We start from the raw sequence: 24,507 nt of genomic DNA on the forward strand, positions 1-24,507 counted from the left end.
ATCCACTCACGGCACCCGCCCGCGCACCAGGGCTTCGCGGCGGCTTGACCCAAACGAGCGGTGATCGTGTCCCAGCCGTCGCGGCCAGGTAACCCGAATGGGATTCAGGTATGCCCTTGTGATCTAGCTCACCGAGCAGGTACAACTGAACGCACGGTTACCGGAAGTCGCGCCTCACGGAAACGCCTCCCTGCCAACCGAATACTTGTGAGGACCTGTGCGAACCGCAGTCGTCGCCGCCCTGCTCGGACTCGGCGCCTTCGCCGCCGCGGCAGGCCTGGTGCTGCAGCTGCACGCCTATCCCCTGCTGGCCAAGCTGCAGCACGACATCAACACCGTCTCGGTCTCGGAAGGAGAAGGTGTCACCGCCGTCGTGTACCCGCCCGGCGGCGCACCGGAGGTCCGCCACGGCCTGCGGCTCACGGCGACCACGCGCGTCGAGGGTGATCTCGCGGCACCCGAGGTCCAGGCGAACGGCGACGTCACCGTGTGGAAGCGGGCGACGATCGTCAAGGAGGACGCCGAGAAGCTCGTGCTGAGCGCCGAGGTCCGCAAGGTCTGCCTCGACCGCCGCACCGGCGAGGCGGTCGCGCCGTGCCGGGGCGAGTTCTACGAGACCGAGCAGGGCAAACGGGTCACCGCGGACGACCGGCGGCTGCTCCAGCCCGGCCTCAACTTCGTGTTCCCGTTCGACACCGAGCGGCGCGACCACCGTTGGTACGACACGGTTCTCAACCGCCCGGTCACCATCCACTTCGCCGGCGAGCAGCTGTTGCAGGGCCTCGACGTGTACCGGTTCGCGCACACCGTCCCGCCGACGGCGCTCGGCCGGTTCGCGGTGCCGGGTTCCCTCGTCGGCAGCCCGGAACCGTCCGTGAACGTCACGCAGTACTACGGCGTCACCCGCACGCTGCTGGTCGAGCCCAGGACCGGCGCGGTGCTCTCCGTGCGCGAGGACATCCGGCAGGAGCTGCGCGCCGACGGCCAGGCCGAGGGCGCCGGAACGCCCGTGTTCGCGGGAGAACTGCAGCTCACCAATGCCTCGGTCACCGCGAACGTCGACCAGGTCAGGAAGAACCTGCCGAAGCTCTTCGCGATCACCGTGCTCCCCGTGGTCCTGCTGGTCGCCGGTGGCGCGCTGCTCGCGGCCGGGATCGTCCTGCTGCTCGTGCGCAGGCGCGGTCTCGTCGCGGGGTCGCTGGCGCTGGTGATCGGTGCGTGCCTCGCGGGCGCGATCACCTACGGCGTCGCCGACGCCAGCGACCCGGACGGTTCCCTCGACCTCAAGAACGTCGTGTCGTCCTCGAACGTCGACTACGGGCTTCGATGAGCGCCGCCCTCCTCCTCGACGATCCGGGCGACGCCGAGCAGCTCGCCCTCCGCCCTCGGCACCGCGATCAGGGTCACCGGCAACGGGTTCCCGTCGCCGTCCGAGGCCGCGCGGACGGACACGGCCGGGTAGCCGCTGACCCTCCAGAGCGGGGCGAACGGCGAGGTGGCGCCGTTGCGCACCAGGACACCGCCGGGCAGCGAGGTGGTCTCGACCGGGCCGGTGTGCCCCGGTGTCACCAGCACGTCGACGCCCGCGAACATGTGGTCCAGCATCACCCGCTCCGCCGCGCGCATCGACCGGCAGATGCCCCGCAACGGCGTGGGCACGAGCCGGTCGAGCAGCTCCAGCTCGCGCGGGCCCGCCGCGAGGTGCGGCGCCAGCAGGAGCCGGGCCGCGCTCGCGAGGTGCGGGTCGTGGTCCACCACCTCGTGCACGTGCAACGACAGCAGAGCGGCGACGTCCTCGACCGCCCGGCGCATCGGCGCGCGGGTCCGCGTGGTCACCGAGAGGCCGCGCAGCGACACGCCGATCCTCAGTGGACGGTCGGCGGGCACGGCCTCCCAGCCGACGCCGCGCACGACGTGCGCCACGTCGTCGACGGTCCTCGCCACCACACCGGAGCCGCCGGAGGTCTCGAAGCCGACCACACCGACACCTCCCGCCGGCACCTGGCCCGCTCCGGGCGCACGGCGGGCCAGCACCCCGGACACCACGCCGGTGGCGACGGCGACGGCGGTGCCGGACACCTTCGGGTCCAGTGCCGTGGCGGGGAGGCCGGGCGTCGGGTTGCGATGTCTCTCGGCCGAGGACGTCCGTCCGATCACGACCGCCCCGGACGCCGCCAGTGCGTCGAAAGCCGAACGGGGCAAGGAGTCCTCGACCGCCAGGGGCAGGCCGAGCAGGCGGCCGCGCTCCCCCGCCGCCAACCGCCGATCGGCCTCCTCGGCACTGCGCCGGGCGGCCGCCAAATCGACATCTGTGAAAACGACGCGCCGCGAACCGAGCCGATGTTCCGCAGTCGCAAGGAGTTCTGCTGCGGTCGTCGCACCGCGCGCGAGCAGGCGGGCCTGCTCGACTGCTCCGGGATAGCACACAGGGGTTTCTTCCACGTGTCTCTTCCTCCGGCATCGTCGCCGATGAGTAAGGAGCTGCTTCCTTCAGCCGCTACCCGTTGGACAGCAGGGGTTCCGCCGAACGGCTCCAAGCCGCGGCGGCCGAGTAGCTTCTTTCTCCACGCGGACCGATCAAGATGACCTGAGTCACCCCGACCGAAGGGTTGCGCAGAGGTTACTGTCCGGTAGTTTCCTCGCCACTGTGACGTCCCTCTCACACCCCGCATGCACCTGGAAGGAGGACGAGTGCGACGTGTTGCGAGCCTCGTGCTGGTAGGACTGGGCATCTTCTCGCTGGCGCTCGGAGCAGTCCTGCGCTTCTACGTGTACCCCGAGCTCGCCGTCGTGCCGCTCGACCAGAAGACGGAATCCGTCGCGGAAGGCGCGGCGAAGGTCTTCTACCCCAAGGAACTCGTCGTCAGGGACGCGCGGCTGACGGCCACCCGCAAGGTCGAGAGCAACCTGACCCGGCCGGAGGCCAAGGTCGACGGTGACGTGATGGTGTGGGACCAGGGCCTGGTCGTCACCGACTCGGAGAACCAGCTCGTCTCCGCGATGAAGCACCGCGTGTGCCTCGACCGGCGCACGAACATGGCGGTGCAGGACTGCACCCAGCAGTACGTAACCGACGCCGAGGGCGACCCCACCGAGGACGACAAGAAGGTGCGCCAGGAGGGTCTGAACTACAAGTTCCCCTTCGACACCCAGCCGCAGGACTACGAGTACTTCGACACCACCCTGCGCAAGGCGTCGACCGCGCGCTACGAGGGCACGGAGCAGCTCAACGGGCTCGAGGTCTACAAGTTCGTCCAGAAGATCCCGTCGACCAGGTTCCGCGACCAGGAGGTGCCCGGCACGCTGGTCAACAGCTCCGAGGCCTCGGTCAAGGCGGAGCGCCGCTACCAGAACACCCGGACCATGTGGGTGGAGCCGACCAGCGGCATCATCATCAAGGGTTCGGAACAGCAGCGGCAGGTGCTCGTCGGGCCGGACGGAAAAGAAGGCACGGTGCTGCTCGACGCGACTTTGACGTTCAACGAGACAACTGTCAAAGATTCGGTCGAACGCGCTTCCGAAGCCCGCAAGAAATTGACGCTGATCAGCAGCACCGGGCCGATCGTGCTCCTTTCCACCGGCCTGGTTCTGCTGCTGGCGGGAATTGCCTTGGGCGTCATCGGGCGACGCGCTAGGCACGCCGCCTGAGCACGACCACGAAGTTCCACGAGGCGACCTCCCGGACCACCGGCACGCGGGTGATCCACTTCGCCCACCACGGGTGGTACCGGGGGAACGTCTCGACCACGTCGGCGCCGGTCTGGCGGTGAGCCCACCGCCGGACCGCCCCGACGCTCACCGGGAACAGCGAGACGCCGAACGCGTTCTTCGGCGGTTTGCCGTTGCGGTGCTCGTAGCGCTGTCGCGCGTAGTGACCGCCGAGGTAGTGCCACGGCGCCGTCTCATGGCCTCCCCAGGGTGACCACCACGGCGTGTACGACATGAAGACGGTGCCTCCGGGCCTGGTCACGCGCACCATCTCGGCCAGCATGAGCCACGGGTCGTCGACGTGCTCCAGGACGTTGGACGAGTAGCAGACGTCCACCGAGCCGTCACGGAACGGAAGCGCCGTCCCGCTCGCCCGGATCATGCCGGGGTCGGGCTCCCCGCGCGCGGACAGCTCGCCGACGTCCGGGTCGAGACCCACGTACCGGGCGCCGGCACCGCGGAACGCCTCCGCGAAGTAGCCGGGTCCCCCTCCGACGTCGAGGACGACCGCACCCTCCAGGGACACGTAGGACGACACCTGGGCGACCGAGTCCCCCGCCAGGACCCGGTAGAAGTGGTCGGGGTCGGTCTGCTCTTTCAGAAATGCGCGAAAAAGGTGAACCGAGCGCCGGAGAGTTGGCTTTCGCAACTTTCCGGGGGTCGAAACTGAACCGATCTCGACCATTGCCATCTCCCGCATTCCGTCTACCATGGCTACTTGACAGTAACCTAGCACCGGGAGAGGCAGATGTCGCGTTGCCCTGATTACCGGCCGAGCATTCTGCTGGTGAATTGGCGCGACACGAGACATCCCGAGGGCGGCGGTTCCGAGCGGTACGTCGAACGCATCGCCGCGGGGCTGGCGCGGCTCGGCTACCGGGTCGCGATCCAGTGCGCGGACCACAACCGCGCCCCGTCCGGCGACTGGGTGGCGGGCGTCCGCTTCCGCAGGCGCGGCAACAAGTTCACCGTCTACCTGCACGCCCTGCTGGCGATCCTGCGCTCCGACGCGGACGTCATCGTGGACGTGCAGAACGGCATGCCCTTCTTCAGCCGCCTGGTCGCGCGCTGCCCCGTCCTCGTGCTGGTGCACCACGTGCACCGCGAGCAGTGGCACAGCGCGCTGGGGCCGTTCTTCGGCCGGATCGGCTGGTGGATCGAGTCGTGGCTCGCACCCCGGCTGTACCGGAAGTGCCGCTACATCACGGTTTCCCACGTCACGCGGGACGAACTGGGCGCGCTCGGCGTCGAACTGCGGCGCACGGTCGTCGTGCCGAACGGCCTGGACGCACCGCCCGCCGTCACCGCGCGGCGCACGCAGGCCCCCGTGCTCGTCGCGGTGTCCCGGCTGGTGCCGCACAAGCGGCTGGAGCACGCGATCGACCTGGTCGCCGAGCTCCGTCCGAAGTGGCCGGACCTGCGGCTCGAACTCGTCGGCGAGGGCCCGTGGAAGGACGTGCTGCGGCAGCACGCGATCGACCGCGGCGTGCAGGACAGCGTCGTGATCCACGGCTGGGTGGACGAGCAGGCGAAGCACGAGATCCTGGCCGGCGCGTGGGTGCACGTGTGCCCGTCGGTCAAGGAGGGCTGGGGCATCGTGATCATGGAGGCCGCCTCGCACGGCGTGCCGACGGTCGCGTACCGCTCGGCGGGCGGTGTGGCCGAGGCGATCGTGGAGCACAGCACGGGCCTGCTGGCCGACGACTTCGGCGACTTCGTCCGGCACACCGAGGAGTTGTTGCGGGACCAGCCGTTGCGCAAGGCGATGGGCGCGGCGGCCAGGGAACGGGCCCAGCGGTTCAGCTGGGAGGAGAGCCTCGACGCGTTCGAAAGCGCCGTGCACAGCGCGTTGCGGCTACCGCCGCGCCTCGTGGCCGGTGAGCGCCGCGTCGCACAGCAGGTCGAGTAGGCCCGCGGCGGCGGCCGCGTCGAAGTCCCGGCGTCGCACGCGCACGGTGGCCGTGGTGACCTCCCCTGTCGTCACCACGCCGAACGCGACGCCGGACCGGCCGCTCGCCGCGGGGTAGAAGCGCAAGGCGGCGACGCCCGCCTCGACGACACCGAGGTTCGACACGAGGAAGGTGCTGCCGAGCCGCGAGGCCAGCAGCCGCATGCCCCACCGCGCCAGCGGGTTGTGCGCGTTCGGGAAGCCGGCTTCCGGTGCCGCCGACGCCAGCAGCGCGCGCACGTCGTCCTCCACCGCTCCGGCGGGCAGGCGCAGTCGGAGCAACGCGCTGTCGGCCTCGGGTCGCGGATCCGCGCCACCACGCCAAGAGGCCCCGATCGCGGCGACGACGCGCCCGTGTGCGGCGCCACGGGCCGCGTTCCACTTCCGCGTCGTCTCCAGTGCGGCGGACGTCAGTCTGGCGCTGCCCAGCTTGAGCGCGGGCAACGTCCTGGACACCAGGTGGTCGCCGGAGTCGTTGCCCCGCAACGAGGGCTGGATGCGCGTGGGAGGCGTCCACACCGCCTCGCGGACGCGGTCGAGAGCGCTCAGGAGGTACGGCCGGTCGGGACTGCGCAGCGCCACGCCGGTCGCCGAACTCCGCACCGGTTCACCGAGTGCGATGCCCAGCAAGGCGATCAGGCCGAGCCCGTCGACCGCGCCGTGGTGCGCGGCGATCATCAGGGACTCCCCGGCCAGCGCCACCCGGACCAGCGGATCGCCGACACCGTAGTGACCGTCGGCGAACTCCGCGCGCGTCAGGTCCCAATCGGACGGTCGGACCACGAGCGCGGCGGGGCCGAGGTTCGGGAACTCCGCACTGGCGCGGGACATCCGCGCGGCCACGACCGCGGGGTCCGGCGCCTCGCGCAGGGTCGCCTCCAGCAGGATGCTCCAGGACGCCGCCGGGTCCCCGGAGAAGGCCACGGTCACCCGGTCAGCGGGAGCCGTAGTCGAGGACCTCGGGCTCCTGGGCCCGCACGCCCTCCTCGATCCGCTGCTCGACCATCTTGTCCGGGCTGTTCTGCTCGACGACGATCACACCGACCCCTCCGGCCAGAGCGGCCCCGGCAACGATCGCCACCAGCACCGAAACCAGTTCCACGTCTACTCCTCACGTCGGGGTGCCGCGAATCTACCGACCGGTAACCATCTCCACAACAGGCTCGCGCCGATCAGTGACCCGGCCGCGATCCACGCCAGCACAACGGGTGCAGCCGATGGGCCGTTCGGTTCAGCGGGCGCTGCTCCCGGCACCCGGTACAGCGTGAGGTCAGGCCCGTCGTGGACTTTCTCCAGGCGCGCCAGCAGGTTCTCGTCCACGCGGCCCGGTGTGCCGCGCTCGACCAGTACCCAGCCGATGCCGGTCAGGTCGCCACCGCGCAGCCGTGCGGCCCGCGGGTCCTCCCCCGCCACGACCTTTCCGCCCACCGACAGCGAGTCGTCCACGACGGTCGCACCGGGCAGGAAGCGCGGTGCCGGGTCGAGCTGGGTGCGGCGGTCGTTCCAGTCGAACCTGCGGAACGCCGACAGCGGGTACACGGCGACGTCACCGGGCCGGCCGACGAGCTCCTCCCGCACCGCGGCCCAGTCCGCCGGGTAGTCGACGGGGTCGAGACGGCCGAGCCCGCCCCAGACGAGGTCGGGCAGCAGTCCCAGCAGCAGCACGGCCACGAGCAGCCGCGCGCGCAGCCGTTCGACCGCGGCCGCGAGCCCCAGCGCGAACGGCAGCGCGAGCCACGCCACCCACTTCTGGCCGTCCCGCAACAGACCCGCGCCCGGCACGTGCTCGATCAACGCCTCCAGCACGACCACACCGCCCGGCAGCACGGCGATCAGGGCGAGCACCGCGCCGAGGACACCCAGGCCCGCCAACGGCCACACGGGAAGGCGTTTCGCCAGCTGCCGCAGCCCCAGGACCGCCGTTCCCAGGAGCAGCAGCGTGATCACGGGAAGCGCCGGGTTGGCGCGGCTCGCCGGGACGACCTCGGCGTTCCAGATCCCGCCCAGCCCCAGCACGCTCAGGACCGGTCCGCCCCAGTTCTCGGCCCGCGCGCTGAACGCCTCGACGCCGGCCGGGTCGGAGAGACCGTTGTGCAGCAACGAGGGCACCCACCACGGCGCGTTCAGCACGACCCCGATCGCCAGGACCTGCCCGGCCCTGCGGCGCCCGGCCGTGGCGAGCGCGGTGCCGAGCGCGAGGATCCCGCCCGGCGCCGAGAGCACGGCGGGCAGGCTCGCGAGCACGAGCCGGGTCCAGGCGTGCGGCTGGTCCTCCCGCATCCTCAACCCCGCCATGGCGACCCATGGCAGGGCCGCGTAGCCCAGCAACAGCGTCCAGTGGCCTATGAAGAGCCGTTCGGCGACGTAGGCGTTCCACGAGTACGCGACGGCGGCGACGATCCGCACGCCGGTCTTCTCGGTCGGCACCAACAGCCCCGCACCCAACGCGCCCGCGAAGACGATCGCGAGCAGCGCCACCTTCTGCACGACCTGACCGGGCACGACCTGGGTCAGCAGCGCCACCACGGCGTCGACCGGCACCGCCCGAGGCAAGGCGTCACCGAGGCCGAAAGCGGCGGCGTTGAGCGGCTGCTCCGGCGTGAAGACCATGTCGTAGACGAGGGCGTAGCCGGGCGACAGCACGGGTGCGAGGGCGGCCAGGGCCAGCGCCGCGCACGTGGCGTAGAGCGTCAGTCCGTTCGGCCGCACTTGCTCCCCCTCCGGTCTCGCCGGGGCTACAGTCGCCGAAACTACCGGCCGGTAGTACTCGCCGGTAGCCCTGCTCGCCACCGGAAGGATCTCGCGTGTCCGCTCCGGCTACGACGACCACACGCCTGGACGCCCTGCTCATCACCGGCGCGCTGCTGGGTGCCAACGCCGCCAGCTACGTGCTCACCATCGCGGCGGCACGAGCCCTGGCACCGGCGGTCTTCGGCGAGCTCAGCGCACTGCTCGCCCTCGTGGTCATCGGCGTCGTGCCGGCGATGAGCCTGCAGACCGTCGCGGCCCTGCGCGTGACGAACCTCGGCCCGCGCCCGCTGTTCGGCCTGGGCCTGACCGTGAGCGCCGGCATGACCGTGCTGACCCTGGCCCTGGTGCCCCTGCTCGCCCGCCTGCTGCACCTGGACGGCCCGTGGCCGGTCGTGTGGCTCGCGCTCTCCCTGGCACCGCTCACGGTCCTGGGCGTGCTGCACGGCCTGCTGCAGGGGACGCACCGGTTCGGCGCGCTGGCGTTGCTGGTGTCGCTGGAAGGACTCGGCAAGGTCGGTGGCGGGCTGATCGGCCTGTGGCTCTCCCCCACGTCCACCTCGGTGCTCGCGGGCACGGCCATCGGCTCGCTCCTCGTCGTGCTCACCGGGTGGCGGCTCTGCGGCGCGCCCCGCCCGGCCAGGCCCGCGGGCGGACCCGACGTGCTGCACGCGTCGCAGGCGATGCTGGCGCTGGTGCTGCTGGTCAACCTCGACCTCGTGCTGGCCCGCCACCAGCTCGCGGACCTCGCGGGCGGCTACGCCGTCGGGGCGGTCGTCACGAAGATCGCGTACTGGCTGCCGCAGGCGGTGGGCGTGCTGGTGCTGCCGCGCATGGCCGACGCGGACGACCGGCGCCGCACGCTGCCCAGGGCACTGGCGGTGTGCGCGGGACTCGACGCGTTCGTCGTGGCCGGATGCGCGTTGTTCGGGCCGCTGGGCGTGTCGCTGATCGGCGGGGCGAACTACCACGGGGAGGCGATCCCGTTGTGGCAGTTCGCTCTCGTGGGATCGTGTCTCGCTTTGGTGCAGTTGCTGCTGTTCTCGCGGATCGCGAGCGGGGACCGGCGGTCGACCGTGGCGGTGTGGATCGCGGTCGGGGCCGAGGTCGGGCTGATCACGTTGTGGCTCAACGGATCGGCCGGGCAGGTGGTGACGGGGGCGTTGCTCGCCACGGCCGGGCTGGTGGTGGCGGGGGCGGTCATCGAGGTCCGGGGGACGCGACGGGCCTGATCCCGACGCCGCACGGCACGCTCCAGCAGAATCCGATCAAGGCCTGACTGGCTCCACCAGAACCGTCTGCTCCTCGCCACCCTTCTCCTCACCGCTCCTCTCGTCCCGCCGCCCGAACGGCCGGAACGCGGCCGCCACCACGGCCGACACCGCCACCAGCAGCGCGGCCTGCGCCACCGGCACGTACGCCCACTCCTGCCCGTGCCCGAGGATCCGGCCGAGCACCGCGACCGACGACCCCAGCGCCATCCCGCCGACCGCGATCACCTTGGGCGCGGCCGCCCAGAACTCCCGCGCCAGCAGGCACGCGATCACCGCCACGATCGGCAGCATCCCGCCGAGCACGGCCAGCAGCACCAGCATCGCGACCACCGGCCACCGGCTTTCCGACGGCGCCGCGAACGCCACCCGCCGCCGCACCGGGATCGCCGCGAGCAGCAGCACCGCCAGCACGCCGAGCGCGCCCACCAGCAGACCGGTGCGGTAGCGGGTGTCCGGGCCGAACTCCAGGGCGACCACGCCGCCGTCGCCCCCGGGCAGGACGTACGCCTGCTGCCAGCCGTCGACCCTGACCTTCTCGAGCACCTGGCCGTTCAGGGTGGCGGTCCAGCCGTCGTTGACGTTCTCGGGCACCACGAGCAGCGCGCGGGCGCCCGGCGCGACGGTCACCCGCCGGTCGGTGGCGTCCCACTTCCCGATCGTCACCTCGCGATGCGTCGCCACGGGTTGCGCGAGACCGACGTGGGTCACGGAGACGTCCTGCACCACGAACGAGTCGGACCGCGACGTGCTCAGGACGTGGTCGCCCGCCGGGAGTTCCAGGGCCGTGGCCAGGTCGTCGTCGCACAGCACGGCCTTGAGCGGACGGTGGTTCACGACGTCGCCGAGCACGCCGGAGACCGAGCTGTTGATCTTGACGCCGTCGACGTCGACGACCGGACCGCGGCCGCACGGCACGGTGAACGGGGTGTCCGCCGGCACCGGCTCCAGCACGCCGTCCAGGGCGGGCACGCGGAGCTCTCCGATCTCGGCGGGGCCGGCACCTCCCGACTCGCGCACGACGAGTTCGAGCTTCTCGGTGTCGGCCGGTCTGATCGTGACGAGCCCGTCCGCGCCGACGCGCACCACCTCGGTGCCCGCGTCGGTGCGCACCTCCAGCTCGACCGGCGTCCTGGAGCCCTTCCGCCCCTCGACGCGGAACTCGGAGACGGTCCGCTTCCCCTGCCACGCCAGCGTCAGCGTCGGTCGCAGGTCCGTCACGTCCGGCACCCACGCCGTGCCGACGTCACCGTCCACAGCGGACAGCGGGCTCGCCGCGACGTCGCCCGCGAGCGACGAGGTGCCCGTGACGGTGACGCCGTCGGGTGCGACCGGGTTCCGCGCGCCGGCGGCGGGCACGACGGTGGCGTTCACGACGAACCTGCCGGCGGCCGAGGTCCGGAACAGCCGGGTGAGGCCGTTGACCTCCTCGCCGAAGCGGGACAGCGACGAGTCGCAGCGCACCGCGTCGCCGGTCCGGTAGCAGGCGGGACGGGACTGGCTGCCCCTGGTGAAGGAGAAGCCCGGCTCGGCCGCCTCCCGGTCGCGGGGCACGCGCAACGCCCGCTGCGCCGTCATGCCCGGCACGCTCAGTTCCTTGACGCCGACGTTGCCGTCCTGCCGGTCCGCGGCGACGCCGAGGACCGTGACGCGCACGCTGCCGGTCAGCCCGGGACTGACGGGATAGGCGTGCGGACCGCCGCCGGAGGGCACGTCGTGGTCGGTCGCACCGGTGTCCGTGGTGATCCTGATCCGGGTGACCGCCCAGCCCACCCGCAGGTCGTCGACCAGGTCGAGCGTCACCTCACCGACCGAGCGCGGGGTGTCGAGGTCGATCTCCAGCCACTGCCCGACGGGTCCGGTGAAGCTCGACGAGTGCCACGCCGAACCGCCATCGCCGTCGACCGCCGCGAACGGGGAGTTCGCCGGATCGATCGTGCCCGCCGCGTCGGCGTAGGCGGTCGAGGTGGACGCGCGGACGGCCCGGATGCCGCGGTACTCCGCCACGGTCTGGTGCCGCACGTCCTGGAACGGCGACACGTCCAGGGCCACGCGCCCCTGCCGGGACGCCTCGTCCGCCGACATCGTCTGGCTGAGGTTGTCCGACACCCTGCCGACGTTGCGCTCCTTGCGTCGCAGGCCGTCGGTGACGAGCAGCTCAGCGGACCCCTCCGCCGCGTCACCGGCGAGGATCGCGGGCTGGTCCGCCTTGAGCAGGCCCTGCGAGAGCAACGGCAGCAACGACTCCGGCCCGCCGCTCACCGTCGGCACGTCCGCCGCGTTGACCGCGGACACGACCGGGACGGGCCGTTTCACCTCGAAGACCTCGAGCGACCTGCCGGTCGCGGTCACGTCGACGGAGCTGACGAGCCGCTGGTCGCTCATCCGCACCTCGGGCCCGAACTCGGCGACGCGCTCGATGCCGGGAGAGCCCTGAAGTGCCTGGCGCATCACGGTGAGCGGTGGCGCTCCGGTCGGTTCGCGCGCGATGTCGTTGCGCAGCAGCAGGAACCGGTAACCGCCCCGGGCGAGGAAGTCGGCGAGGCCCGCCGAACCGCGGCCGTCCGCGAGCGCGTCGTGGACGGCGTCCATGAACCGCGTGTTGCCCTCGGAGCCGAGCGGGATCTGGTTGCGCACCGCCCAGGGGGCCTCCGCGAGCGACTGCATCGGCTCGTCCACGGTCCTGCCCCAGGTGTACTGGCCGAAACCGTTGGCGGGCAAAAGCAACGTCTTCGCCCGGCCGTCCTTCTCCGCGAGCCACGCCGCCGCCTCGCGCCAGTGACCGGGCACGTCCGACCACCCGAGGCCGGGCCGCAGGGTCAGCAGCCACGCGGGCGCCGCGACGACCGCGATCAGCAGCAGGACCACACCGGTGCGCACGCGCCGCCGCCAGTGCTCGGGCGCGGCGCGCACCCCGGCGGGCCGGGACAGGTGCAGTCCGTGGACGAACCCGAGGACCAGGCACAGCCGCAGCACCGGCTCGAACTTGTGCACGTTGCGCAGCGGCGCGAGCGGGCCGTCCAGCAGCCCGCGGACCGTCTCCGCGAGCGGCGAGTCGAGCGACCCGACGTACCCGACGGTCAGCAGGGTCAGGCCGGTGAGCGTGCCCAGCACGAGGAAGCGGCGTTCCGGCAACCCGAGCCTGGCCAGGCCGACGACGCCGATGAGCGCCACCGCCGCGGTGCCGGCCATCAGCACCGGGTTGTCGACGAGGAGGAACCCGTTGGGCCACCACGGTTCGCCTTGCAGGACGTAAGCCACCCACTGGTTCGTCCCGCGCAGCACCTGGAACAGCGACATCGGCGAGGTGGTGTTCGCCGCGGACTCGATGTAGTCCAGGAAGGGCAGGCTGTAGCGCCCGAGCAGCAGCAGCGGGACGATCCACCACAACGCCACGGCGATGACCGAGGCCGCCCACCACAGGACCAGCCTCACGTGCGCGCGGTTCCACCTTCGCGTCAGCAGCCAGATCCCCGGGAGGACCAGCGCCATCACGACCATCGCGCCGTTGATGCCGCCCATCCCCAGCACCGCGAGCGCGGACAGGGCGGCGGCGCGGCGCGGCGACCCGATCCGGTCCGCCAGCACCAGGGGCAGCAGCACCCACGGCAGCATGACGGCGGGCAGCATCTCCGACGACAACGGCCCGATCTCGGTCAGCACCCGCGGGGCCAGCGCGTACGCCAGCGCGCCCGCGTACCTCGTCGGCTCCTGGCCGATGCCGAGCGCACGGGCGAGGCGCAGCACCCCGTAGAACGCGAGGCAGAGCAGGAGCGCGCACCAGAGCCGCTGCGTGATCCAGGCGGGGATGCCGAGGACCTGACCGGCGGCGAAGAACGGCCCCATCGGGAAGAAGTAGCCGTACGCCTGGTTCTGCAGCTCCCCCGCCGTCGCCTCGGGGTTCCACAGGTGCAGCGCCCTGCCCAGGAAGCCGACCGGGTTCACGACCAGGTCGAGCTTGGTGTCGAACGTGGTCTGGCCGAAGCGCTGGGCGAACGACAACACCGCGAGTGCGAGGAGCACCCACGTGGTCGGGTTCCGGTGTGCGATCTTCAGGCTCGTGATGGCGCAGGAAGTTACCACCGGGTAGTGCTCGCGGGCGAGTATCGCTATCTTGGGCCCCCACGACCGTTCTGGGGCGCATCCAGGCAGGTGGCGATGACTTCTTCGACCGCGTTCGAGCAAGCGTGGGAGCTGGGCGACCAGGTTCCCGGCTGGTTGACAGTTGACCAGGCGGCCATGTTGTGGAGAGCCGCCTCCCGGCTCGGGCCCGGCGCGCGGATCGTGGAGATCGGCAGCCACCAGGGGCGGTCCACCACCGTGCTCGGCCTCGCGGCCAGGTCCGTGGGCGCGACGGTGGTCGCCGTCGACCCGTTCGTCGAGGGCAAGCTGTTCGGCGGCACGTCCACCCGCGCCCGCCTCGAGCGGAACGTCTCCCGCGCAGGGCTGGCGGACGTCGTGCGGCTCGAAGCCGAGTACAGCACCAGGTTGCGCAAGAGGTGGAACGAACGCATCGACCTGCTCTACATCGACGGCAAGCACGACTACTGGACCTACACCGACGACATGCTGTGGTCGGAGAACCTCGTGCCGGACGGCGAGATCCTGGTGCACGACGCGTTCTCGTCCATCGGCGTCACGAGCGGCATCCTGGCGAAGGTGTTGTGCGGCAACCGCTACGTCTACGTGGACCGGGCGGGCTCACTCGCGCGCTTCCGCCTGGCGCAGCCGGACTGGGCCGATCGCAGGCGGGTGCTCGCCGAAATGCCCTGGTTCCTGCGCAACGTAGGCATCAAGGTGCTGCTGCGCCTGCGGCTGCGGCCGGTCGCGCGGTTCTTCGGCCACGACGGCGAGTACGACCCGTACTGATCCGTCTACTGTGGACGGCAGGCGGGCGGCTGGCAGAGCATCGTGCTCAGCGCCTGCGCGAAGATGTCGCTGATGCCGGCGGGGTCGACGGTTGTGAACGACCGGCCGCCGGTGGCGTCGGCGATCCGCTTCAGCTCGTCCACGTCGACGTCCGGCCCCATGCCGATCGCGATGACGGGCAACGGCCTGCGCTTGTCCTGCAACTTGGCGAGCTCGTCGAGCAGTTCGCGCTGGCTGATCGAGTCCGGGTCCTCGTTGCGGCCGTCGGTCATGATCGCGACGATGTTGATGCGGCCGAGCTCCCAGTTCTTCCTGGCCTCCTTGTACGCGGCCAAAGTGGTGTCGTAGAGGCCCGTCGCGCCGTTCGCGGTCGCGCGCGTGGCGCGGACGGCGGCGACGGCCTGCCCGCTCGCGAGGTGCTCCTTGACCGAGGCGAACGGGATGATCTCCTTGTAGTCCCTGTCCCCGTCGAGTCTCGTGGAGAACTTCCACAGGCCGATCTGCGTGCCGGGCTTGAACATGCCCAGTCCGCGTTCGGCCGCCGCGACGGCCAGCGCCATCCGCGTCGTCCCGGTCCTGGGCACGACCTGGTTCATCGAGCCGGACACGTCCAGCACGCCCAGCACCCGCGCGGTCAGCGTGAGCCCGCTCCACAGGCGCAGCGTCTCGTCCACGAACCCCTGGTCCAGCCCGGCGGCCTCGTCGTCGGGGGCGCGCAGGCCGAACCTGCCGAGGTCCTGCCCGGATCGCAGGCGTGCCAGGAACTTCTCCGCACCCGCCCGCTGTGCCTCGCCCGCGTCGGGCAGCACGACGTACGGGAAGTCGAGCGGTGGCACCGGGTTCTCCGCGGCGACCGCCGTGAGCCGGGCCGCGCCGGGCGTGGAGTTGTGCCGTTCCAACGCCTGTTCCGAGGTGGGGAACACGTCCAGAGGGCGGGCGAACAGGTCTTCGGCCCGTTCGGCGTAGTCACCGGACACGGGCCTGATGGCGGCGACCGTCGCGGCCGCGGGGTCCTTCTCCCCCGACGCGAACCCGCGCAGCGCGAGCAGCGCCGACAGGCTGGCCGGGTCCTTGGCCGGGTCCGCGATCCCGGCGACGGCCTTGGTCCCCGGCCCGATGAGTTCGCGCCAGTTCTTGCCCTTCGCCGGGTCCTTCACGGCGAGCACGACCGGCGACATCGCCACCGAGGTGCCCGACTCCGGTACGCGCCACGCGCCGGAATCCCGCGCCTGCCGCAACCACGTCGTCGACTCGGGCACCCACACCGAGGGCGACCCCGTGCCGTCCACGAGCCGGGTCATGGTGTCGCGCGCGGGTTCCGCCTTCACCTCGACGCGGTAGCAGTCGTCGCCGGACCCGACCTGGTCCGCGATCTCGCTGAGCGCCGGCGCGACCGCGGGCGCGGCGGTGACCAGGACCGTCGCCGGATCCGTGCAGCGGGTCGCGTTGAGCCGGTCGATCACGGCGTCACCGCCGATCCAGGCGACGACGGACAACACCAGCAGCACCGAGAGTCCGACGACGGGCGCCGTCACCCGCCGTGGTCGCACCATGGCGGACACCTTAGACAACAGGCCCCGGCACCACCAGAACTCAACCGTTCCGCTTCTTCGGCGGCCCGACCGGTGCTGGCGGTGATTTTTTTCGGTCTACACTGAAGCTTTAGAGGTGATCAGGAACCTGTCCGGCACCGCCCGGCCGCAACAGCGAACCGGCCCGCTCCTCCAGCAACGCGATCGCCATCAGCTCACCGTCCACCGGGCCGAAGCGCGCCGCGGCCTGCTGGTGCGCACGGGTGACCACATCGGACAGTTCCGACGGCACGCCGTGGTCGCGGAACAGCTCGCCGACGGCCTCCAGTTCCTCGACGCAGCGGTCCAGCCCGAACAGTGGCAGGTAGTCGCCCGCGAACACGCGGGCCAGGTCGTGCCGCAGGAACTCGCTCCCGGCCGCGCTGTCCGCCAGCACCGCGCGCAACGCCTCGGCGTCGAGACCGGCCGCCTGCCCGAGCAGCACCGCCTCGGCCGTCGCCACCGCCTGCCCGAACCACAGCAGGTTCACGAGCAGCTTGGCGGTGTAGCCCTGACCGGGCCCGCCCACCAGCTCGACCCGGTCGGCGATCACCTCCAGCAACGGCCGCAGGCGCCGGAACGTGGCGACGTCACCACCCGCGAAGAGCCGCAGCGCGCCCGCGGCCGCGGCATCGGGCCCACCGCCCATCGGCGCTTCCAGGACGGCGACCCCACGGGCGCGGGCGTCGTCCTGGATCGGCCGCATGACCAGCGGCGAACTGCTGGTCAGGTCGAGCCACGCCGACCCGCGGCGCAGGTGCCCCAGCACCGGACCGCTCATCAGGTCGCGGATCTCCGGAATGCCCGGCAGGACCGTGACCAGCACGTCCGCACCCGCCGCGGCCGCACCCGCGTCGGGCTCCCAGCGGGCGCCGCTCGCGGTCACCGCCCCGGCCACGTCGTGCCGGACGTCGGTCACCACCACGTCGAACCCGGCGGCGGCCAGGTTGCGGCTGATCGGCAGCCCCATCCGGCCGGCTCCGGCGACCGCGACACGTGCCCCGGGCCGCAGCGGCCGACCGTCCACGTCGTCCAGTTCCACCAAGTCCTCCCGCTGTGATCACTGCGAGTGTGCACCGCGTCTCGCCGTCGTGCGGCGCCGGTGGCGCGGTGCTTGGGTTGGACCATGCGCAAGAGAGCCATCTCGGTCACCAGGACGATCCCCGCGCCCGCCGACCGGATCTTCGACCTCCTCGCCCACCCCGCCGGTCACGCGTTGATCGACGGGTCGGGTTCCGTGCGCGCGGCCAGGCCGGGCGGACCGGACAGGCTCGCGCTGGGCGCCACGTTCGGCATGGACATGAAGCTGGGGCTGGCCTACCGGATCGAGAACACCGTCGTCGAGTTCGACGAGAACCGCCTGATCGCGTGGCGGCACTTCAACGGCCACCGGTGGCGGTGGCGGCTCACGCCGGTCGACGCCGGGGCCACGGAGGTGACGGAGACGTTCGACTGGTCCACCGCGAGGATCCCGCTGCTGCTGGACCTGTCGTCGTTCCCGCGGCGCAACAAGGCCGCGATGGAGAAGTCGCTCGAGTTGATGGCGGCGCACTTCGCCGGGTGAGCACAGGTCCTGCTCGCCGTCCGCTCTCCGGCCTGATAGGAAAGATCAGGTGGGCACACGACCTCGCTTCGACCTCGCCGGCAAGGCCGTCGGGCTGCTCGTCCAGCGGCTGCTGAAGCTTCCCCCGGCCACGAGCCGCGACGTGACCGTCGAGCGAGACCTGCGGATCCCGACCCACGACGGGCGGACGCTCCTCGCGACCCACTGGGCGCCCGCCGATCCGGCCTCGGACGCACCCACCGCCGTGGTGCGCACGCCGTACGGGCGCAGCGGGCCGCTGGACTGGTTGTACGGGCGTGCCCTCGCCGAACGCGGGCTGCACGTGCTGACGGTGAGCTGCCGGGGCACGTTCGGCTCGGACGGCGACTTCCGGGCCATGCGGCACGAGCGCGAGGACGGGCTGTCGACGCTGCGCTGGCTCGCGGACCAGCCGTGGGGCGGCGACGTGGTGCTGACCGGCAGCAGCTACCTCGGCTACACGCAGTGGGCCATCGCGGCGGAGGCTCCCGTGCGGGTCAAGGCGATGGTGCCGCACGTGACGTCGTCCCGGCTCGCCCTGGCGTTCCTGCGGCCGGACCGGTTCGAGGTGGAGACGCTGCTCGGCTGGTCGGTGAGCACGGCGACGCAGGAACGTCCTGGTGCCCTGTGGCGCGCGGTGCTCGGCATCGGGCGCAAGCGCGTCCAGCGGGCCATGAGCACGTTGCCGCTGGTCGACGCCGACACCGCCGCGCTCGGCCACACCTGGCCGTTCTACCAGGAGTGCCTGCACCACGACCAGGACGACCCGTACTGGAAGAACGAGGACCACTCGCCGTCCGTCGGCGACGTGACCGTGCCGGTCAGCTCGATCGCGGGCTGGTACGACATCTTCCTCGCCGACCAGCTCCGCGACTTCCAGGTGCTCAGGGCCGCCGGACGCGACGCGCACCTGACGGTCGGGCCGTGGTGGCACGGCCACACCGGCGGGATGGCCGCGGTGCTCGGGGACACGGTCGGCTGGGCCGCCGCCCACGCCCGCGGCACGGAGCCGCCGCGCAAGCCGCCGGTCCGGCTCTTCGTGATGGGTGTGGGCGAATGGCGCGACTTCGACGAGTGGCCGCCCACCGGCTACACCTCCCGGCGCTGGCACCTCGCGCCCGGCGGCGGGCTGCGGCAGGCGCCCGGAACGCAGGCACCGCCGACGTCGTTCACCTACGACCCCGCCGAGCCGACGCCGTCGCTGGGCGGGCCGAAGCTCGAGAGCCGCGGCGCGGGTCCGGTCGACAACCGCGAGTTGGAAGCGCGTGACGACGTCCTCGTCTTCACCTCCGCGGTGCTGGACGCCGACGTCGAGGTGATCGGCGAGGTCACGGCGGAGGTGTGGATCCGCGCGGACCGCCCGTCCTGCGACCTGTTCGTCCGGCTGTGCGACGTGGACGAGCGGGGCAGGTCGCTCAACATCTGCGACGACCTGGTCAAGGTGCGGCCGGACGGCGTGACGAAGGTGACCGTCGAGCTGTCCCCCACCGCGCACGTGTTCCGCCGCGGGCACCGGCTCCGGGTGCAGGTGTCGGCCGGGGCGTTCCCGCGCTTCGCCCGCAACCTGGGCGACGGAGGGCCGTCCCACACCGCGACGGAACCGCGGAAGACCGCGGTGGAGGTCTTCCACGACGCCGACCACCCGTCCGCGGTGCTGCTGCCGCAGAAGTAGGTCCGTCAGCCGTACCGCCGCACGAGCGCCCTCCCGATCGACGCCAACCGGTCCCGCACGTCCTGGGGCCCGGTCACCTCGACCCACTCGAGCAGCCCGGCGAACTCACCGGCGAGCACGTGCTCGTCGTGGCCGCGGACCACGACCTCGACTCGTCCGTCCGAAGTGGACCCTCCCACCTCGAGCCGTCCGCCGAACGCGAGCCGGAGCACGCCCACACCGTGCGGCACGCACAGCGCCCTCGCCTCCAGCGGCGTCCGCCTGCGGTCGACCTCGTCGACGATCTCGCGCCAGCTCTCGGCGAGGTCGAAGCCGGCGGGCCGGTGCACGGGATCGCCGGTCGGCTCGGCGGACGTCACGCGGTCGACGCGGAACGTGCGCCGGCCCGCGCCGGTCTGGCAGACCAGGTACCACGACTCGCCCTTGGCGACGACGCCCAGCGGGTGGACGGTCCGCTCGGTCGCGGCGTGCTCGCGGTCGACGTAGCCGAGCCGCACCTGGACGCCGCGGATCACCGCGTCCTGGAGGGCGGCGAGGAAGCGCGGCGGGGTGCGCCCGGTCCGGCCCGCTCCCCATCCTCGCGGGTCCACGACCACCGACGACGCCGCCGCCTCGGCCTGGTCCCGGAAGGGCTCCGGCAGGGCGTGCACGAGCTTGCGCAGTGCGGTCTTCACGGCCGGCGTCGCGACCGAGGCCGGGCCCGCGACCAGGAACAGGGCGCGGGCCTCCCCCTCGGTCAGCCCGGACAGGTCGGTGCGGGCGCCGCCCACCAGTCTCCAGCCACCGCCCCTGCCCTGCGTGGAGTAGAGCGGCACCCCCGCCACGGCCAGGGCGTCGAGGTCGCGGCGAGCGGTGCGCTCGGAGACCTCCAGTTCTCTCGCGACCTCGGCCGCGGTCACCTGCCCGCGCCGTTGCAGCAGGAGCAGGACGGCCACCAGCCGGTCGGTTCGCACAGGGGCAAGATTCCACGAAAACCGGTCATGGGGTGACCGGTTTCGGTCCGCAAGATCGCCGCATGACCTCACCGACCAGTCCTGAGCCCACCCTCGTCCCGGTCAACGGCGTGGAGCTCGAAGTCTTCGAAGCGGGACGGCACAACACGGGCGGGGCCGTCGTGCTCTGCCACGGCTGGCCGGAGCACGCCTTCTCCTGGCGCCACCAGATGCCCGCCCTCGCCGCCGCGGGCTACCACGTCATCGCACCGAACCAGCGGGGGTACGGGAACTCGTCGCGGCCGGCGGACGTGACGGCCTACGACCTCGACCACCTGACGGGCGACCTCGTCGCCCTCCTCGACCACTACGGCTACGAGGACGCCACCTTCATCGGTCACGACTGGGGTGCCACGGTCGTCTGGGGACTGGCGATGCTGCACCCGAAGCGCGTCAACAAGATCGTGAACCTGAGCGTCCCCTACCTCGAACGCGGCGAGAAGCCCTGGATCGAGTTCCTCGAGGAACTGCTCGGTCCCGACTCCTACTTCGTCCACTTCAACCGGAGGCCGGGCGTCGCGGACGCCGTGTTCGAGGAGAACACCGAACAGTTCCTCCGCAACCTGTACCGGAAGAACGAGCCTCCGCGCGCACCGCGGCCGGGCATGGCGTTCATCGAACTCGCCCTGGACGAGACGCCGCTCGGCGACCCCGTGCTGAGCGACGACGAACTGGCCGTCTACGTCTCCGCCTTCGAGTCGTCGGGGTTCACCGGCGGCATCAACTGGTACCGCAACCTCGACCGCAACTGGCACCGGCTGGCCGACGCGGACCCGGTCGTCCACCAGCCCACGCTGATGATCTACGGGGAACGGGACGCGGTACAGAAGTCCCCGAACCTGACGGAGTTCGTGCCCCACGCCGAGGTGGTCACCCTGGACTGCGGGCACTGGATCCAGCAGGAGGAGCCGGAGGAGACGACCCGGGCGATCCTGAGCTGGTTGCGGCGGCAGGACTCGATGACCGCCGACTGAGCAGACCACCCCGTGTGTTGCACGTGACGCGGCGGCATGTGATGTCCTTCGGGGCATCACATGCTCGAAAGGCACCGTCTGCGATGCACTTCTCCTTCACGCCGCCCCGCCAGGTCAAGATCGGTGATGCCGCCGCCTTCGCCGGAACGACCCCGCGCGCCATCCGCCACTACCACCAGATCGGCCTGCTCCCCGAGCCTGAACGGGGCGGGGACGGCCGTCGCCGCTACGGCCACGACGACATGATCCGGCTGCTGTGGATCCGCAGGGTGGCGGAGACCGGCATCAGGCTGGACGACGTGCGGGCCGCGTTCGACGAGACGTGGGACATCGAGGAGAACCTGGGCCGGCTGGAGGAGTCCCTGGCCGCCCAGGAGGCCGACATCAGGCGTCAGCGCCTGGCCGTCCAGCGGCTGCGCGCCGTGGGAAGCCCGTTGGGACTGCTCTCCGACCTCGTGTCGGACCGGCTCCGCCACCTGCCGCCCGGCTCGCTGCGCCCGTCCGACCTGGACGCCCTGATGGTCACCGAGCGGATCTTCGGTGCGGTGGCCGCCGCGGTCCAGGCGAGCACGTTCATCGTGCTGGCCACCGATCCCGAGCTCCGGGCCGAGGAGGACCGTCTCGACGCGGCCGAAGCCGCCCTCGACGACGGTGTCGAGCCCGACGACCCGCGCGTCGAGGAACTCGCTCTGCGGCGCCACGCCCACCACCAGGCACTGGTGCGGGCCATCGAGGCCGCCGGGCTGGACGCGGCCGAGGAGGAGCTGTTCGACATGGACGACGAGGAGCACGTGAGGGAGATGAGCGCGGTCACGGCGTTGACCAAGATGCCGTACGACTTCTCCCCCGCCCGCATGCGCTGCATCGAACGGACGGCACAGCTCCTCGCGGAAAGCTAACCCCGCGTCGCCGCCTCGGCGTGCACCAGCAGACCAGGCCCCGCCTCGGGCACGACGTCGTGCGCGGTCATGGCCTCGCCACAGCAGTCGCACGCCAGCGTGACCCGTGCCTCGCCGGTGCAGTCGCGGTGCCGGTAGTGCACCGGGGGCCCGTCCGGTGCCATGTGGGTGTCGCCCCAGTCCTTCACGGCCATCAGGATCGGGTAGAGGTCGTGCCCCTTGCGGCTGAGCCGGTACTCGCCGTGCTCGCCGTCGGCGGCCTGCTGCCGCACCAGGATGCCGTGCTCGACGAGCCGGCCGAGCCGGTCCTGCAGGCGGCTGCGCGGGATCCCGAGGTTGTTCTGGAAGGCGTTGAACCGCCGCACGCCCGCGAACGCCTCCTTGAGGACGAGGAACGTCCACCGGTCGCCCAGCACCACCAGCGGGCGGGTGATCGAGCAGGGCAGGTCGGCGAGCTCTTCGTACCGCATGACCCGACCCTAACCGAATTCGGTCTCTTTTCGAGACTACTCTCGTGCTAGCGTCGGTCTCGAAAAGAGACCGCCTGGAGGTCGTCCTGAACACCGACACGCCCCCGGACCTGCACGAGGCGCTGCACCGGTTGCTCGCCAAGAGGTGGACCTGCCGCCAGTTCCTGCCCGAGCCGGTCCCGAGGAACACCATCGACCAGGTGCTCACCCTCGCCCAGCGCACCCCGTCGTGGTGCAACACCCAGCCGTGGCACGTGGTCGTCACCGAGGGCGCGGCGACGGACCGGCTGCGCACGCGGCTGCTCGAGCACCTGCGGTCGAACCCCGGCGAGCCGGACTTCCCCTTCCCCGCGCAGTACACGGGCGTCTACCAGGAACGGCGCCGGGAGTGCGGCAAGCAGCTCTACACGAGCGTCGGCGTCGAACGCGGCGACCACGAGGCCGCCGGACGGCAGATGCTGCGCAACTTCGAGCTGTTCGACGCCCCGCACGTCGCGATCATCACCACCGAGGCCGACCTCGGCGTCTACGGCGCGATCGACTGCGGCCTCTACCTCAACTCGTTCCTGCTCGCCGCGCAGAGCCTCGGTCTCGCCGCGGCACCGCAGGCCGCGCTCGCGGGGTACTCCGGCTTCCTGCGCGACCACTTCGCCCTCCCGGACACCCGGCGCGTCGTCGTCGGGGTCTCGTTCGGCTACCCGGACGCCGCGCATCCGGCCAACGGGTTCCGCACGACGCGCGCGGACGTGGACTCCGCCGTGACGTGGCACTCCGAGTGACGCGATACTGCCTGCCATGACGGCGAAAGCGGGCGCGGTCGTGACCGGGGCCGGGCGGGGCGTGGGCAGGCTGGTCGCGCGGATGCTGGTCGAACGCGGCTACACGGTGCTGGTCACCGACGTCGACGAGGCCACCGCGACCGCGACGGCCACCGAGATCGGCGCGCTCGCACGCGTGCTCGACGTGCGCGACGAGGCGGCCGTGGAAGCCGCGCGCGACGACATCGTCGCCCGCGCGGGCCGGCTCGACGTCTGGGTCAACAACGCCGGGGTGCTCGTGACCGGGCCCGCGTGGGAGCAGGACGCCGCTACCCGCAGGTTGATGGTCGAGGTCAACGCCCTCGGCACCGTCAACGGCACGGTCGCCGCGATCCAGGCCATGCGCGGCAACGGCGGCGGGCACGTCGTGAACGTCGTGTCCCTCGCGGGCATCACGCCCGTCGTCGGCGAGGCGGTGTACGCCGCGTCCAAGCACGCGGCCATCGGCTTCAGCCTCAGCACCCTCGCCGACCTGCGGCAGGCGGGCGTCCACGACGTCGACATCTCGTGCGTCTGCCCGGACGGCATCTGGACGCCGATGCTGCACGACAAGCTCGACGACCCGGCGGCCGCGCTGTCGTTCTCCGGCACCCTGTTGCAGCCGGCCGACATCGCCGCGGCCGTCGCCGCCGTGCTCGACCGGCCGCGCCCGGTCGTCACGGTCCCGAGGTGGCGCGGTGCGCTGGCCCGGTTCGCCGACGTGTTCCCGCGGTTCGGGTTGCGCGCGATCCCGTTCATGGTGGCGCGGGGCCGCCGGACGCAGCGCAGGCTCGCGGCACGGGACTGATCCCGCTCACCCGCAGGTCGGGTGCCGGGCAGAAAGTGGGCAACGGGTCCTTTGAGGACCGGTGGTCAGCCGTTGCGGTCTATCGCCGGATCCGCCCGGCAACCAGTCGATTTCGACCTACACTGAAATCACTGAGCAAAACGTGAACAAACCTGCGTTCCGGACATTCGGTGCACCACAGCACATTCGAGACGGACT

The 24,507-nt window shown here is 71.8% G+C and carries 21 protein-coding genes; 11 read left to right on the top strand and 10 right to left on the bottom strand.

Translation table 11 applies throughout. The annotated features are described in order from the left end of the window. The first annotated feature begins 217 nt into the window (after positions 1-217). On the top strand, positions 218-1,330 hold the full coding sequence (gene pgfA / locus BMY74_RS19295) for a cell envelope lipid trafficking protein PgfA (protein ID WP_089917882.1): 1,113 nt from the start codon (positions 218-220) through the stop codon (positions 1,328-1,330). On the opposite strand, the gene BMY74_RS19300 is transcribed toward pgfA (BMY74_RS19295), so the two are convergent. Beyond that, the gene (locus BMY74_RS19300; protein WP_089917883.1) at positions 1,315-2,259 is read right to left on the bottom strand and encodes an amidase; all 945 of its coding nucleotides are present in this window, start codon (positions 2,257-2,259) and stop codon (positions 1,315-1,317) included. The genes pgfA (BMY74_RS19295) and BMY74_RS19300 overlap by 16 nt on opposite strands. Before the next feature lie 432 nt (positions 2,260-2,691). On the opposite strand from BMY74_RS19300, the gene pgfA (BMY74_RS19305) reads away from it, so the two are divergent. Continuing rightward, positions 2,692-3,648: a cell envelope lipid trafficking protein PgfA gene (gene pgfA, locus BMY74_RS19305; RefSeq protein WP_177229822.1), complete on the top strand. Its 957-nt coding sequence runs from the start codon at positions 2,692-2,694 to the stop codon at positions 3,646-3,648. On the opposite strand, the gene BMY74_RS19310 is transcribed toward pgfA (BMY74_RS19305), so the two are convergent. Then, a complete protein-coding gene (locus BMY74_RS19310) occupies positions 3,632-4,393 on the bottom strand; it encodes a class I SAM-dependent methyltransferase (protein ID WP_177229840.1) in 762 nt (253 codons plus the stop codon). The two genes, pgfA (BMY74_RS19305) and BMY74_RS19310, sit on opposite strands and share 17 nt — an antisense overlap. Before the next feature lie 102 nt (positions 4,394-4,495). On the opposite strand from BMY74_RS19310, the gene BMY74_RS19315 reads away from it, so the two are divergent. After that, positions 4,496-5,617: a glycosyltransferase family 4 protein gene (locus BMY74_RS19315; protein WP_245786235.1), complete on the top strand. Its 1,122-nt coding sequence runs from the start codon at positions 4,496-4,498 to the stop codon at positions 5,615-5,617. Here the strand turns inward: BMY74_RS19315 and BMY74_RS19320 are convergent. The 3 genes from BMY74_RS19320 to BMY74_RS19325 are packed head-to-tail and all read right to left on the bottom strand — an operon-like array spanning position 5,564 to position 8,365. Further along, a complete protein-coding gene (locus BMY74_RS19320; protein WP_089917888.1) occupies positions 5,564-6,586 on the bottom strand; it encodes a hypothetical protein in 1,023 nt (340 codons plus the stop codon). The genes BMY74_RS19315 and BMY74_RS19320 overlap by 54 nt on opposite strands. Before the next feature lie 4 nt (positions 6,587-6,590). Beyond that, positions 6,591-6,758, bottom strand: coding sequence for a hypothetical protein (locus BMY74_RS45115; protein ID WP_177229823.1), 168 nt, complete (start codon positions 6,756-6,758; stop codon positions 6,591-6,593). 2 nt (positions 6,759-6,760) lie between these two features. Beyond that, on the bottom strand, positions 6,761-8,365 hold the full coding sequence (locus BMY74_RS19325; RefSeq protein WP_089917891.1) for an MmpA family trehalose lipid delivery protein: 1,605 nt from the start codon (positions 8,363-8,365) through the stop codon (positions 6,761-6,763). Positions 8,366-8,460: 95 nt separating this feature from the next. Between BMY74_RS19325 and BMY74_RS19330 the strand changes: the two genes are divergently transcribed. Continuing rightward, the gene (locus tag BMY74_RS19330) at positions 8,461-9,636 is read left to right on the top strand and encodes a polysaccharide biosynthesis protein (RefSeq protein ID WP_089917893.1); all 1,176 of its coding nucleotides are present in this window, start codon (positions 8,461-8,463) and stop codon (positions 9,634-9,636) included. Between the two features lie 36 nt (positions 9,637-9,672). On the opposite strand, the gene BMY74_RS19335 is transcribed toward BMY74_RS19330, so the two are convergent. After that, positions 9,673-13,758 carry an alpha-(1->3)-arabinofuranosyltransferase gene (locus tag BMY74_RS19335; RefSeq protein WP_245786236.1) on the bottom strand — a complete coding sequence of 1,362 codons (4,086 nt, stop codon included), beginning with the start codon at positions 13,756-13,758 and terminating at the stop codon, positions 9,673-9,675. Positions 13,759-13,833: 75 nt separating this feature from the next. Here BMY74_RS19335 and BMY74_RS19340 point away from each other — a divergent pair, with 75 nt between their 5' ends. After that, entirely contained in the window at positions 13,834-14,544 is a 711-nt protein-coding gene (locus tag BMY74_RS19340; RefSeq protein WP_245786237.1) for a class I SAM-dependent methyltransferase, read from the top strand. Between the two features lie 5 nt (positions 14,545-14,549). On the opposite strand, the gene BMY74_RS19345 is transcribed toward BMY74_RS19340, so the two are convergent. After that, entirely contained in the window at positions 14,550-16,097 is a 1,548-nt protein-coding gene (locus BMY74_RS19345; protein ID WP_089917896.1) for a substrate-binding and VWA domain-containing protein, read from the bottom strand. A 109-nt stretch (positions 16,098-16,206) separates the two neighbouring features. Next, complete coding sequence (locus BMY74_RS19350) at positions 16,207-17,157, bottom strand: NAD(P)-dependent oxidoreductase (protein WP_218159668.1); 951 nt, start codon at positions 17,155-17,157, stop codon at positions 16,207-16,209. Positions 17,158-17,241: 84 nt separating this feature from the next. Between BMY74_RS19350 and BMY74_RS19355 the strand changes: the two genes are divergently transcribed. Then, positions 17,242-17,679 (top strand): SRPBCC family protein, encoded by a 438-nt coding sequence (locus BMY74_RS19355; protein ID WP_089917898.1) that lies wholly within the window; start codon positions 17,242-17,244, stop codon positions 17,677-17,679. 49 nt (positions 17,680-17,728) lie between these two features. After that, positions 17,729-19,369, top strand: a complete 1,641-nt coding sequence (locus BMY74_RS19360; RefSeq protein ID WP_245786238.1) for a CocE/NonD family hydrolase — start codon at positions 17,729-17,731, stop codon at positions 19,367-19,369. Positions 19,370-19,374: 5 nt separating this feature from the next. Here BMY74_RS19360 and BMY74_RS19365 read toward each other — a convergent pair whose 3' ends face one another. Continuing rightward, the gene (locus tag BMY74_RS19365; RefSeq protein ID WP_089917900.1) at positions 19,375-20,322 is read right to left on the bottom strand and encodes a helix-turn-helix transcriptional regulator; all 948 of its coding nucleotides are present in this window, start codon (positions 20,320-20,322) and stop codon (positions 19,375-19,377) included. Positions 20,323-20,384: 62 nt separating this feature from the next. Between BMY74_RS19365 and BMY74_RS19370 the strand changes: the two genes are divergently transcribed. Together BMY74_RS19370 and BMY74_RS19375 are read left to right on the top strand one after the other, a co-directional pair. Then, the gene (locus BMY74_RS19370) at positions 20,385-21,335 is read left to right on the top strand and encodes an alpha/beta fold hydrolase (RefSeq protein ID WP_089918267.1); all 951 of its coding nucleotides are present in this window, start codon (positions 20,385-20,387) and stop codon (positions 21,333-21,335) included. 83 nt (positions 21,336-21,418) lie between these two features. Beyond that, positions 21,419-22,234 (top strand): MerR family transcriptional regulator, encoded by an 816-nt coding sequence (locus BMY74_RS19375; protein WP_089917902.1) that lies wholly within the window; start codon positions 21,419-21,421, stop codon positions 22,232-22,234. On the opposite strand, the gene BMY74_RS19380 is transcribed toward BMY74_RS19375, so the two are convergent. After that, complete coding sequence (locus tag BMY74_RS19380; protein WP_089917904.1) at positions 22,231-22,704, bottom strand: winged helix-turn-helix transcriptional regulator; 474 nt, start codon at positions 22,702-22,704, stop codon at positions 22,231-22,233. The genes BMY74_RS19375 and BMY74_RS19380 overlap by 4 nt on opposite strands. Before the next feature lie 44 nt (positions 22,705-22,748). Here BMY74_RS19380 and BMY74_RS19385 point away from each other — a divergent pair, with 44 nt between their 5' ends. Then, positions 22,749-23,483, top strand: a complete 735-nt coding sequence (locus tag BMY74_RS19385; protein ID WP_245786239.1) for a nitroreductase — start codon at positions 22,749-22,751, stop codon at positions 23,481-23,483. A gap of 16 nt (positions 23,484-23,499) precedes the next feature. Next, positions 23,500-24,309: an SDR family oxidoreductase gene (locus tag BMY74_RS19390; protein ID WP_089917906.1), complete on the top strand. Its 810-nt coding sequence runs from the start codon at positions 23,500-23,502 to the stop codon at positions 24,307-24,309. The last annotated feature ends 198 nt before the right edge of the window (positions 24,310-24,507 follow it).

This window comes from Lentzea albida, from assembly GCF_900111005.1.
Classification (GTDB): domain Bacteria; phylum Actinomycetota; class Actinomycetes; order Mycobacteriales; family Pseudonocardiaceae; genus Lentzea; species Lentzea albida.